Below are 13,511 nucleotides of genomic sequence, written 5' to 3'. Positions count from 1 at the left end.
GGAGAATTTTCCATGATCCATGCATATTTGCATCAGACAAATGTCTGACTTTACTATGCAGCAAATCAATCACCTCTGGAATATAAAACTTTCGAAAGCGCCTGAACGCCAACCTTTGATCGCAGGACTGCTTGATAAAAGATACATAGAAAACTTGCAGTGGCTAGATGGTAAAAAAGTCGAAATACTTTCTCCTAAGACCATTCTTAGGTTTATAGATGAAGAACTGATCCATGACAATGACGCCATTCTGAAACAGAGTGGACAATTTCTACACTCGATGTCTTCTGGAGAACGCAAGCAAGCATTTCTACAATACACACTTTCGTTGAAGCCTGAAGTATTGGTACTGGATCACTTGTTGGACAATCTAGATATGGCTGCCCGAGAAAGAATTACAAACCAACTGGAAGCGCAATCGAAGAACTTCAGCATCATCAACATTTACTCACGCGACGATGATCATTTAGGCTTTTTGAAAGATTCTTTTCTTTATGAAAATGGTGCTATTTCAAAAAAGGAAAAACAAACACAAAGATCAAATACGACTAAAAACGAGCATCCGCTACCGCCTCCACTGCATGCCGTGTCTGAGCATGACAATCCATTGGTGGCATTTAACCAAGTGAGCGTATCCTACCTGGATAAATGCATCCTGAGCAACATCAGTTGGGTAATCAACAAAGGCCAATTCTGGCATCTATACGGCCCAAATGGCAGTGGCAAAACGACCCTGCTCACCATGATCACGGGCGACAACCCGAAGGCCTACGGGCAAGACATCAAACTCTTCGGCAAGCAAAAAGGCACAGGCGAAACCATCTGGGAGATCAAGCAAAAAGTGGGCTACTTCACCACCAACATGACCTTTCAATTCAAAAGAAGGCAAACGGTTCGTGATATGATTATCTCCGGTTTTTTTGATTCGGTCGGCCTCTATCATATTGCCTCCGATCAGCAAATCAAGTTAGCCAATGCTTGGTTAGACTTTATCGGACTGGCTCATCTGAATGAGAAACCGTTTATTGATTTGTCCATGTGCCACCAGCGCATGATCATGATTGCCAGAGCCATGGTGAAGCATCCGCCGCTGCTCATCCTAGACGAAGCCTCGGTAGACCTGGACGACGAAAGTGCCGCTCAAATGACCGATCTGATCAATCGCATCGCTCATGAGGGTGAAACCACCATCATCTATGTATCTCACAGACTGGAGCCCGGCCTCACGCCTACCAATAGTTTTGAGTTGATTCCGGGGGAGGAAGGGTCGACTGGATTGATGAGGGAAATCTAATTTCAGCATTTCAATTGTCAAATTGCCTTTTTCATTTTTGATTGGTAAATTCCTCAACCCTAGCCCTTCTCCCCGGGAGAAGGGAACACTAACCAACTTAAAATGAACAATCTACACAAAGGAGCAAGTAGCAAACTTTTTGAGTTTGCGAAGGCCAATCGAAAAAAACAGACGCCAGCCGAAAAGATACTATGGGATGCACTTCGGAATCGAAAGCTGGAAGGACACAAATTCAGGAGACAACATCCCATTTCTCAGTTTATCGCCGATTTTTATTGTCATGAATTCAAACTCATTGTTGAAGTAGATGGCGGCTATCACTCTGGACAGGAACAAGCAGAAATAGACAAAGGAAGAACACACGAACTTGAAGAGCTAGGAATAAAGGTCATCAGGTTCAAAAATGAAGATGTAATGAACGAACTGGAATGGGTGAAACTTAAGATTTTGCAGCAACTCAATCACGACGCTTCTCCATCGGAGAAGCAAGAAAAGTCCTCACCTTGAGGAGAGGATTTAGGTGTGGTGACTATCTTTACCCCACATGAAAGGCATACCCGTTTATAGTATTGAAAAATTTAAAGCAGGTGGAGAAAAACCCTACCAGGTGGAAGTATTCGATGCCAATCGCCACTTTGAGGTAGAATATCCGCATTGCCATGATTTTTTTGAGGTGCTATTCCTCACACGTGGCTCTGGCGTGCATATCATCGACAACAACAGCTACGACATTCAACCGCCCTGCATTTTCTTTCTCAGTCCGGGACAGGCGCACAAGTTGGAATTGTCTGAAGATGTAGCTGGATATATTTTTCTATTTACGGGTGAGTATTATTTGCTCGACAAGAGCAATCAGAATAAACTTTTGGAATACCCTTTCTTTTTCAATGTAAAACAGGACAACCCTCCCCTTTTGATCAAAGACCCGTCGGATCAGGCCTTTTTAGAGTCTCTGTTCAAAAAAGGCTGTGAAGAAATGAGCAAGCCGGATCAAGGAAGCTATGAGCTTTCTCATGCGCTGTTAGAATTGATCCTGTGTTCGTGTGAAAGGCTATACCCACCGGAGCACCTCGAAGGCGTAAAGCAAAAGGGACATGTGCTGGTCAAACGTTTTCGTGAATTGATCGAGGAAAAATACCAACAGAATCTCAGCATCAAAGACTACGCAGATTTGCTCAACGTCAGTGAAAACCATCTGACGCATCTAGTCAAAGAACGGACTTCTAAAACCTCAAAGGAGCTGATCCGGGAAAAACAAATCATTGAAATCAAGCGGTTATTGAAGTATTCGGACTATTCCATTACACAAATAGCCGATCATCTCAATTTCAAAGATCAGTCGTATTTCACTAAGTTTTTCAAGAAATCTGAAGGCATCACACCACTGAACTATCGAGAGAATCGTTGAAAAGTACCTAAACTTTTCATTTTTCCACCACAATAGTTGGCGAAAGCCCCATCATCTTTGTATTGTGAGAATTAGTACTGTCATTTCGCAAGGAGGAACGACTGGAGAAATCTCCTTAGTTATCAGCAGACTGCAAGAAGCTAAGAAGATCCCTTCGCAAGCCTTGTCGCTACGGGATGACTAAAGACCAAATAAAGCATTAAAAAACAAAAAAAGATATGGGAAATTATTTTAACACATTACCGCTAAGAGAGCAATTGAATCAATTGGGTCAGGCGGAATTTATGGATGGGTCTGAATTTGCAGACGGCGTAGAAGCGCTAAAAGGAAAGAAAATTGTAATTGTTGGTGCTGGTGCACAGGGATTAAATCAGGGATTGAACATGAGAGATTCTGGATTGGATATCTCTTATGCTTTGAGACAAGCAGCTATCGATGAGAAAAGAGCATCTTACGTGAATACAACAGAGGCTGGTTTCACTGTAGGCACTTACGAAGAATTGATTCCTTCGGCTGATTTGGTGATCAACCTGACGCCAGACAAGCAACACACCAACGTGGTATCTGCTGTGATGCCTTTGATGAAAAAAGGCGCTACGCTTTCTTACTCTCACGGATTCAACATCGTGGAAGAAGGCATGCAAATCAGAGAAGATTTGACCGTGATCATGGTGGCACCTAAGTCTCCAGGGTCAGAAGTAAGACAAGAATATTTAAGAGGATTTGGCGTACCAACCTTGATCGCTGTACACCCAGAAAATGACCCTCAGGGTAAAGGGTGGGCAGAAGCTAAGGCTTATGCTGCTGCTACTGGCGGACACAGAGCAGGATGTTTAAAATCGTCTTTCGTAGCTGAAGTAAAGTCGGATTTGATGGGTGAGCAAACGATCCTTTGTGGATTGTTGCAAACTGGATCTATCCTTTGCTTCGACAAAATGGTAGCTGAAGGTGTTGACGCTGGATGGGCTGCTAAATTCATCCAGTACGGATGGGAAGTAATCACAGAATCTTTGAAGCACGGTGGTGTGTCTGGTATGCTAGACAGACTTTCGAACCCGGCAAAAGTTAAGTGTTTCGAGATTTCTGAAGAGTTGAAGGACATCATGAGACCATTGTTTCAGAAACATCAGGACGACATCATGTCTGGAGAGTTTTCTTCTACAATGATGGCTGACTGGGCTAACGATGACAAAAACCTCCTAGGCTGGAGAGCAGCTACTGGCGAAACTGCTTTCGAAAAAACTGCTCCTGCAGACATCGACATCTCCGAGCAAGAGTACTATGACAAAGGCTTGTTGATGGTAGCTATGGTGAGAGCTGGTGTTGAGTTGGCTTACGAAACCATGACTGAAGCGGGTATCCAAGGTGCTTCTGCATACTACGAGTCGCTTCACGAAACGCCATTAATCGCCAACACGATTGCTAGAAAGAAATTATTCGAAATGAACCGAGTGATTTCTGATACGGCTGAGTACGGCTGTTACTTGTTCGATCATGCTTGTAAGCCTTTGTTGGCTGACTTCATGAAAACAGTTTCTACCAACATCATCGGTAAAGACTACAACGACGGTATCGACAATGGCGTGGACAATGTGACGTTGATTCAGATCAACGAAATATTGAGAAGCCACGACATCGAGTACGTAGGCGGTGAGCTAAGAGGCGCGATGACTGCCATGAAGCAGATTGCTTTAGGATAAGCTTTCGCTAAAAAATTAGTATTAAACCCCATAGGTTTTCAAAACCTATGGGGTTTTTCGTTTCTATTCCGACCGCAACGAATCCACTGGATTCGCCTTGGCTGTGGAGAAGGTTTGATAGCTGACGGTGAAAGTGGAAATAACGAGAAGCATCAGACCAGGAATAACAAACAGGTCGATATTCATGTCAATTTTGAATGCATAGTTGTTGAGCCAGTCGCTACCCCAGTACCAGACCGCAGGGAGTGCAAGTACATTCGCAATCAGTAGCAGGTACAGATATTCTTTCGACAATAGCATCATCAAATGGCCGATTTTCGCTCCCAGTACTTTTCTGATGCCGATTTCTTTCATTCTCAATGTGGCTGAGAATGACACCAAGGCAAACAAGCCTAGACAGGCAATGAAGATGGCTAGTGCAGAAAAAGCAGCAAACAGATTTCCGAATTGAAGGTCGGCTTGGTATTGGCGATTGAATGATTCGTCTAAAAAATGATAGCTGAACGGATCATTGGGAAAATTCTCTTGATAAGCTGTCTGAACCATCGCAAGTGTCTCCTGCATGTCATTAGTTTTCACGTTGGCTGAAAAAACCACATTATCAAATTGATGCAACGCGAATACCATGGGGTAATGCGCATCTTTTAGCGATTGCCAGTGAACGTCCGCTACCACACCTAAAATCCTTAATGTATCTCCTATGCTCACAATCAATTGCTCTTTCAAAGCTTGCTCCGCAGTCCCTAAATCAAAAGCTCGAACTGCCGCTTCGTTGATAATCAAACCATCTTCATAGGAGGTCATGTGCGATTCATATCCGCCTCCCGATACAAATTGCAGGTCGTAGGTATTTGCAAAGTGCGAGTCCGTAAAAACCACGTAGCCATTTTTATACGCCTCTCGAGGTGTTCCGAGTTTTCTGATTTCTCCTACCCAGCTAAATTTTTGCCCAGGAGTATGACTCGAACCTGAAACATCCATGATAGAATGATGAGCTGTCAGCTGATTTCTGAAATTTTTAAATTTTGACAATTGAATGTCACGATCCAATTTGAGCACCACTCGAGGTCCATTCACCACCAAGACCTCCTCCATGTTCACTCCTAAATCTTGATTCATCATATAGCTCGTTTGACGATGAACCACGTAAGTTCCAGATACCAGCAAAATGGAAATCATGAATTGAAAAACAATCAACCCCTTTCGGAAACTTGCGCTTCCTACAGAGGAATTATTTTTAGATCCCATCAAACCAATCGACTGAAACCCTGCCACCACAAAAGCAGGATACGCCCCAGCCAACAATGCCCCCAGTATAATCACCAAAGCATAAATCAACCAAAACTCAATGGAATAGAACAAGCTAAATGATAAGGTCTGGCCAATGAACTCGTTGAGAACTGGCAAGCATAAATGAGCCAAACCTAACGCTACCAAACCGCCTATCAGATTGTGCACTAGACTTTCGGTCATGAATTGCATTACCAATTGTCTTTTAAAAGCCCCAATGGATTTGCGTACGCCTATTTCCTTAATTCTTTTCAAAGATTGAGCGGTGGACAAATTAATATAATTGACCCAAGCGATAACCAGAATAAAAATCGCAATCAAGGCGTAAAATTGTATTTGTTGTTTGTTCCCACCATTATGCACCAGTTCGTCAGGAAAATCAGAATACAGATGTATATCAGATACGGCCTGCAAATAAATCTTCACTTGCTCCTCGTGCTGCAACAACTCTTCGCCAACTTGGTCCAAAATAATTTGATCAAATTTGGACTCCACTGATGATAGATTGGATTTACCATCGAGCTCAATGTATGTAGCAAAGCTGTACTGATCCCAGCCATTTCCTTCTCGATACATTCGCCAATTCGTTGTCAGGAATTCCATGGGCATCAAAAAATCAAACTGCAAATGGCTATTGGTTGGAATGGATGATAGAACAGAACTTACTGTAAATGAGCCACTTAACGACCCTCCATGAATTTCGATCTCCTTACCTATGGGGTCTACGTTTCCAAAATATCTCACAGCTATCTCTTCAGTTATGACTATATGATGAGATTCAGTAAGTGCATTTTTTGCGTTGCCGTATTTAAGAAGGAAGGTAAAGACGTCAAAAAAGGTGGAGTCCACATACCAGTAGTTGGCTCCTTGAAAAACTTTCTTCTTTCCCTTTGTAGTAAACACCAAATCCTCAAATGAATCATGGACACGTACCATATTTCTAATTTCTGGAATTGCATCCAACCCTAACGGACCTAAGTTTTCTTGCACACTAATGCCTCGGTCTATGATTTCACCTCCTCTAAAATCCTCTCGTGTCAATCGATAAATACTCTTCTCATGAAAATCATCAAAACTCATTTCAAAATGAATGTATTGATAGATCAGCAGGCAAACACCCATGCTGACGGCTAAACCTAGGATGTTAATAAAAGAAAAGACCTTGTTACGAGAGAGATTGCGTAGGGCAACTTTGAGGTAGTGGCTGAGCATGATTGATTGGTTTTTGGTTTAAACCTAAAACTAATCAATAATTAAGATTCTGTTAGAAGGTTATTCTAGCACTCACATTGGGAGTAAAACCTAGACCTCTCTCAATAATTTGAACTGGATGATCGTCTTCATCCAACAAATAATAGGCATTCACCTCATTATTATGATTGGTTATATTCCATAAGGAAAAACCCAATAGTCCCTTCGCTTTCTTTCCCAAGTCAAACTTGTACTTGGCAGACCAATCAAGCCGAAAATAATCGCTCAGATTAGAGCTATTCGGAAACTGATAGTTGAGCACACCATTTACCACAGGCACAGCCTCCTCCGGTGCTGTATATGGAGCGCCTGTATGCCAATTAAACCCGACAGAGCACTCGAATCTTTTACTGGAGTAGTTGATACCGCTACTTACAAAATGTCGAATATCTATGTTGCTAGGAAACTTCTCGGTAAGCAGTTCCTTAAACTCACTATAGTTTCTAGACAATGTATAACTCACCCAAGTGGATAGGTTATCAAACGTAACGTTGATCAAGGCATCCATTCCTGTCACCTCATACGCTCCTGGTGATCGAATCAACTCAAACTGATTTTGAAAAGATTGACTCGAGGTCACAATACCATCCACATATTTTTGATAGCCCTCCAAACTCATCAATATTTTATTGTAGGCGTATTGAATTCCTACAGAAGCTTGTTTACTCCGGACTATGGGAATATCATCATTGTTCGCCAAAACCCACCTTCGCTTTTCCACCCCGAGGAAGTCATTCTGCAAATCTATTATCTGAGTGGTGGTCTGGCTTTTATATTCGCCGGCCAGATCCACAGACCATTTTTCTGTTAGTTTATAGTTTAAAGTCAAGCGCGGCTCTAAGTAAAACCGATCCAATTGCTGATAGTAATTAGTCCTTAGTCCTGCTGTGAGACTCGTTTCTTTTGAGTCGGATACTAAATTGCTTTCTACGTACAACACATGGCTGTGCAGTACTTCTTTAATTTTTCTTGAAAAATTGGGGTTATCAATTTCATCCTGATTCGTTGCACCGATCTCATCAAAGTGATAGCCTGTGCTTAGTCGGATTTTGTCAGAAAAAGAGGCCTGTAGATCAAGTTTAACTCCCCAGTCCAACACTGTATTTTCCTGCTCCAACCTTTGATTATTGACAAGATCCGAATTTTGAGCTGATAATTGATACTTAGATAAGTATCCCGATAAAAGTGTATTTACCTTTTCTGTCCATATTTTGCGATAAGCAAAACCCGTCGCTGTACTCTGCTGATTGATAGCGCTTGATTTAGTTTGCATAGCACTTGAAACTATTGACTCTTGATAAGTCAAATCATCTGATACATTTAGCAGGCTAAAACTAACTTCATCTCTATCACTTATTTGGGTATTGATTTTCAAGCCTATATCATAGTAATCAAAATTCTGTACTTCGCCAACAAGAGAATCCGCTTGAGCATTAATAGACGATTCAATAGCACTGAAAGCTCTATCAAAGTATTTATCATAAGTCGGTGTCTGCAGCAAACTTGAAATTGATCTTCGGACAGACATGGACACAGAGGTCCTCTGAGAAACTGGAATATAGGCAACCATATCTGCGTTCAGTAAATTGAACCCTCCCGAAATTGATAGATTTTCGGGCACCTCATCATCAGTATCCACAGCAATTGTTCCGGACACAGCCTCTCCCAGCCGGGCGGTAGTTCCGTTTTTCGTAAGAGTGACATGATCTACGAAGTACGGGTTAAAAATAGATATCAAACCAAAGAAGTGCCCCGTTTGATACATACGAATACCATCCCACAGCATTAGATTTTGATCATTCGTGCCACCACGGACGTTGATGTCTGACACTGACTCAGCTGCACTAAAAATTCCAGGTAAGAACTGTAAGCTTTGAAATGCATCGGCATCAATCAAACCAGGCAAAACCTGCAACTGCGGACTATGGATAGCGTATTCGCCTTTAACATTTTTTTCGATGCCTTTGGCCATGTAGTTGAACACAGTTACCTCTTCTAAAGTAGCAATTTTGGGTTGCAACAGTAAAATCTCACAATCCGTCGTGCTTGCTTTCTCAATTTCTAGAATAGAGCTATTGTAACCAATATGGCTGATTTCAAGGTTTTGAGATACGCTTCCTAAAATCTCAAAGTAACCCAGTTCATTACTTACAGCCCTTAATGTGTCAGCAATTACCAATGCTTGTGAGATAGGTTCTTTGGATTCAGCATCTTTTAGATAGGCACAAAATTTTGTGACTACTTCAATGCGTTGGCTAATGGCATAAAATTGCTCATCAATTTGGTGAAACTTCAATGAAGTTTGGCTTTCTAGCCATTGCAGACTTTCATTAAGCGATTGCTCATTTGAGACAGGGTCAATAGTTACACCCAGGATATTTTCATCAAGATAAGAAAAGGTGATACCGAACTTATTCTCCAGACGTTTCAGTTCTTCAATCAAACTGACCGATGCATCCATCGATTGCGCCAACGAATTGTAATTCATCAACCCAATAAGAAAGACAATGAGAACTTTAGTTTTGCTTGATGTCACTAGATAATCTTACTTCCTGTCCAGCTACCTTAAAACCAATATTCAATGGTTTGGTAATGGACTCTAGTGCTAAAGTAAGATCAGAATGGGTGAATTTCCCACTAAAACTTCGTTGAGTGTTGATATTTTGATAAGAAATCGAAACACCATACTGACGTTCCAACTCTTTAATTACCTGTATATAGGGCTCCTTTTCAAATGAACTTGCCCCTTTCGTCCAGGATGGACGTGTTTTTTCATAAAACGCTATTTTTTGGCCTCGACCATCTATCATTCGATAAGCCTGCTGAGCGGTAAGCAAAAATTCTTCACCATCTACTTCTACCTTCACCAAACCTTCATAGCATTTTACTTCGAAAAAACCTTCTCTATCTTTTACATTAAAAGAAGTACCCAGAACGCTTACCTTACCCGACTGACTCACAATATCAAAACGAGATCCTTTGGTCACGGAGAAAAAAACCTCTCCTTCTAAAATTGCCTGTCTTTTTTCACTCCAACTGTCTTCATCGTAGGAAAGCTTAGATTCCGCATTGAGAATTACTTTGGTGTCATCAGGTAGGGATAATTCCATCTTGGTGGCTAACAGATCCACATCCGAAGAGTAAAAACTAGAAGTGATATACGCAACAAACCCTAATACCATGATGAAAATGGCCGCTATTTTGAGCCATACAAACGAACGATTGACGGGAGACTTTTTTGAATCAGATTTTTTATCTCTAAAAAAATCGTATTCCTTGTCTACATCGTATTCCTCAGCTCTAAACCGAGACAAAGCCTCAGACATACTCACATCAACCTCAAATTTTTTCGGTTGAGCAAACAATCTTTTTTCTTCATCAGACAAAGAGCTGTCCAGCCATTTTTTTATGTAATCTTCCTCTTTCATGCTTAGACTTACATGAGATATAACAGGTGTATATAAAAAATTCCTACCGGTAGTTTCATTTTATGCCTTCTACCTTGGTTTTCAAAATCGCAAGAGCCTTATAGATTCTTTTCTCTACTGCTTTTCTAGAGATACCCAACATTTCTGCTATCTCCTTATGTTTTTTACCTTCCACTCTATTGAGCATGAAGGTCACGCGCTGATCCTCGGTTAGGCTATTCAATGCATCCTGTAAACGATCTAGATATTCTTTTTCTTCAAGAAGGAACTGAGGAGATTCGGATGTATTGCTGCTTTTACCCTCGTTTTTATACTTCAAGATAGTCTTTTGTTTTGAGATTACATTGAGTGTGAGGTTATTAGCTACAGTAAAAAGATAGGATTTCGCCTTTTCTTCCTGAACATTCTTGCAATTATCCCATAATTTTAAGAAAGCTTCCTGAACTAAGTCCTTAGGATGACAGTCGGGTCCATACTTGTAATACAAAAAGTCATGCAAGTCCTTAGCATATTTCTTAAACAGAGAATGAAATAGCTCCTCATTACATATGCAATCTGACTTTGTGACTTTCATCGAAAAAATTATCTACGACTGGTAGGAATTTTACCCAGTCGTCTGTTTTATATCCGAGTCACAAAGATGACAACAATCGTATGATTTCAAAGATTCGAGTATTAATTTCAATTCTGACCTTGATGCTGGCCATTTTGGCCTGCCAGGAGGACTTACATGAAGTCAATCAATCTGCAGAGAGCAACATCTCTTTTGCTTCTGATCTGTCTGGTCTAATCTCTTCTGCCACTCTAAAGGACGGCTCATACGACAACATTCTAGACAATACTAGTGCGCTTTCGCTACAACTTCCTGTTGATGTCATCGCAAACGGACAAGCTCTTACGATTTCGTCTGAAGCTGATTTTGAAAATATACAGACCATCTATAACCAAGAAAGGTACTTACCAGACAGCATTCAGTTGGTATATCCCGTCAGAGGATATTTGTCTGACTACCGTGAGGTGATCTTAAATGACATCAACGAACTTGAAGCGGTTGTTGCACGATCTGTGGAAGGTGGTGACGACGAAGACATCGAATGCTATAGATTCAATTTTCCTCTTTCTATTGCTATCTACGACACCCAGAATCAAAGATCTAGTACTACCGGCGTTGATAGTGATCAGGAATTATATCAAGTATTTAATAGACTGAGTGCTGACCATCTCGCCTCTTTGTCCTATCCAATCAGCCTTACTTCCAGCGAAGGTGAAGTACAATCCATCTCATCCAACTTAGAACTAGAAAACCTACTCTCTTCTGCCATTTCATTGTGCGACGAAGGGGACGAAAAATACTATCAGCCTGAAGACTTTGTATTTAATACTTCTACCTTAAGAGTGAAAATGACCGATGCGCCATTTCCTTTTGAATTTGTTGTAGAGGCGAACGTTACTATTGACAAAATAGAACTTAAGACAGTGAACAAAGAAGAGGAGTTCATTCTTCTATCAGAAGAAGAAATGTCCTTCAATCTTCTTGACTTGACCAATGGGATCACAACTACGCTTGTAGACATGGAAATTCCTACTGGGTCTTATGACCAAATTCGAATGAGGGTGATTAAGTCTAGCGTCTTACTCACTGATGACAGAATATTTGATCTAAAAATTCCTAGTGGAGAACAATCTGGCATTAAAGTGAAATTTCCTTCTGCGCTAGAAATAGCAGAAGGAGAGGATAGCGAATTATTGTTGGATTTTGATGTCAGCCGATCCTTTAAGGCACAAGGAAATGTGAAAAACATATCGTCTATCAAGGGGTTCATTTTCACTCCAGTCATTAAAGCCACGCAGCCAAAAGAATCTGGCGAATTAACAGGACAAGTTACCGATATATCCAGTTCTCTTGCTATTGAAGGTGTGCAGCTTTCTGTCTTCGCTGCTGATACATTAAATACATCAACCTTCACGGATTCAGACGGTAATTACACAGTTATGGGGCTTTTACCCGGCACGTACTCCATTACCGCAGAACAAAATGACTACCTAGCTGAAACAGTAGAAAACATTGACATACAAATTGGAGAGAAAACCAAGGTCGATATTGAATTGATACTTGAATAAAAAATCACATAAACAGCTATTGGAAATTTAGTTGAAACAAAAAATATGAACACAATAAAAAATCTTTATTTACTAGCACTCTTGCCAATTATTATTCTTTCAAGTTGCAGCGACAACGGTGGGATGGCCAAAATTCAGGTGGCCTTGGTCGATGCACCGGCTAACTACGACGCAGTAAATATTGACTTCCAAGATGTTCAGATAAATGTCAGCTCAAAAGCGGATGATGAAGGCGGATGGCAGTCTTTAGAAAGTGCCGAACCTGGTGTGTATGACTTATTGTTGCTGACTAACGGTGAAGAACAATTTTTGGGTGAAATTGAGCTGCCAGAAGGGAAATTGGGTCAAGTTAGACTCATTCTTGGAGATGGAAACATACTCACTGTAGATGGTCAAGAAACACCACTAACGGTACCATCTGGGTCCCAAAGTGGATTAAAAATAAACGTTGATGCAGATATCCAAGCAGGCATCACATATAAGCTTGTACTTGATTTTGATGCGGCCAAGTCAGTGGTAAAAGCGGGCAATTCGGGGAAATACAACTTGAAGCCAGTAATCAGAGCACAAATGGAAGCTACAACTGGTGCGATCCACGGAACCATCAGTCCTGCTGAGACAGCAACGGTAGTATATGCGATTGTGGGGGAAGACAGTATTTCTTCTTACCCTGATGAAGAGGGAGAATTTTTAATCCGTGCGTTGGATGCTGGCACCTATACCATAAGTGCGGTACCTGCAGAAGAAAGCGGTTTTACAACAGTAGACGTTGAAGATATTGTGGTAACTATTGGAGAAACAGCTGAGGCTGGCACCATAGCGTTTACCAACTAAAAATATTTGCCTGAGCAGCAAACATTCAACGCAGTCGGCGTTGATTAAGTTGGGGATTCGACAATCCCCAACTTTAAGATTCTAAATGAAGCATCTACCTACTAATCTCCGAACAGGGTCTTGCAATCAGCTAAACTGAGATACTGAAATTAATCAGGTAATTGAACATTATTAGGTGTAAACAT

At 41.2% G+C, this 13,511-nt stretch carries 10 protein-coding genes; 6 read left to right on the top strand and 4 right to left on the bottom strand.

The genetic code is table 11. The annotated features are described in order from the left end of the window. Window positions 1–40 precede the first annotated feature (40 nt). The 4 genes from R8N23_RS06450 to ilvC all read left to right on the top strand — a co-directional run bounded on the left by R8N23_RS06450 (window position 41) and on the right by ilvC (window position 4,402). On the top strand, window positions 41–1,294 hold the full coding sequence (locus R8N23_RS06450) for an ATP-binding cassette domain-containing protein (RefSeq protein WP_318170748.1): 1,254 nt from the start codon (window positions 41–43) through the stop codon (window positions 1,292–1,294). Window positions 1,295–1,396: 102 nt separating this feature from the next. Continuing rightward, window positions 1,397–1,801 carry an endonuclease domain-containing protein gene (locus tag R8N23_RS06445; RefSeq protein ID WP_318170747.1) on the top strand — a complete coding sequence of 135 codons (405 nt, stop codon included), beginning with the start codon at window positions 1,397–1,399 and terminating at the stop codon, window positions 1,799–1,801. A gap of 37 nt (window positions 1,802–1,838) precedes the next feature. Beyond that, a complete protein-coding gene (locus tag R8N23_RS06440; RefSeq protein ID WP_318170746.1) occupies window positions 1,839–2,702 on the top strand; it encodes an AraC family transcriptional regulator in 864 nt (287 codons plus the stop codon). 218 nt (window positions 2,703–2,920) lie between these two features. Then, complete coding sequence (ilvC, locus tag R8N23_RS06435; RefSeq protein ID WP_318170745.1) at window positions 2,921–4,402, top strand: ketol-acid reductoisomerase; 1,482 nt, start codon at window positions 2,921–2,923, stop codon at window positions 4,400–4,402. Between the two features lie 63 nt (window positions 4,403–4,465). Here the strand turns inward: ilvC and R8N23_RS06430 are convergent, their stop codons facing one another. Genes R8N23_RS06430 through R8N23_RS06415 form a run of 4 tightly spaced genes read right to left on the bottom strand, consistent with a single transcriptional unit; the run spans window position 4,466 to window position 10,945 of the window. Further along, a complete protein-coding gene (locus tag R8N23_RS06430; RefSeq protein WP_318170744.1) occupies window positions 4,466–6,904 on the bottom strand; it encodes an ABC transporter permease in 2,439 nt (812 codons plus the stop codon). 52 nt (window positions 6,905–6,956) lie between these two features. Continuing rightward, a complete protein-coding gene (locus R8N23_RS06425; protein ID WP_318170743.1) occupies window positions 6,957–9,431 on the bottom strand; it encodes a TonB-dependent receptor plug domain-containing protein in 2,475 nt (824 codons plus the stop codon). A 28-nt stretch (window positions 9,432–9,459) separates the two neighbouring features. After that, entirely contained in the window at window positions 9,460–10,371 is a 912-nt protein-coding gene (locus tag R8N23_RS06420; RefSeq protein WP_318170742.1) for a FecR family protein, read from the bottom strand. 55 nt (window positions 10,372–10,426) lie between these two features. Further along, window positions 10,427–10,945: a sigma-70 family RNA polymerase sigma factor gene (locus R8N23_RS06415; RefSeq protein ID WP_318170741.1), complete on the bottom strand. Its 519-nt coding sequence runs from the start codon at window positions 10,943–10,945 to the stop codon at window positions 10,427–10,429. Between the two features lie 80 nt (window positions 10,946–11,025). Between R8N23_RS06415 and R8N23_RS06410 the strand changes: the two genes are divergently transcribed. Together R8N23_RS06410 and R8N23_RS06405 are read left to right on the top strand one after the other, a co-directional pair. Further along, complete coding sequence (locus tag R8N23_RS06410) at window positions 11,026–12,492, top strand: DUF4382 domain-containing protein (RefSeq protein WP_318170740.1); 1,467 nt, start codon at window positions 11,026–11,028, stop codon at window positions 12,490–12,492. Window positions 12,493–12,537: 45 nt separating this feature from the next. Then, window positions 12,538–13,326 (top strand): DUF4382 domain-containing protein, encoded by a 789-nt coding sequence (locus R8N23_RS06405; protein WP_318170739.1) that lies wholly within the window; start codon window positions 12,538–12,540, stop codon window positions 13,324–13,326. The last annotated feature ends 185 nt before the right edge of the window (window positions 13,327–13,511 follow it).

Origin of the sequence: Reichenbachiella sp., assembly GCF_033344935.1 — a bacterium.
Lineage (GTDB): Bacteria > Bacteroidota > Bacteroidia > Cytophagales > Cyclobacteriaceae > Reichenbachiella.
This window is presented reverse-complemented; position numbering and strand designations above follow the sequence as displayed.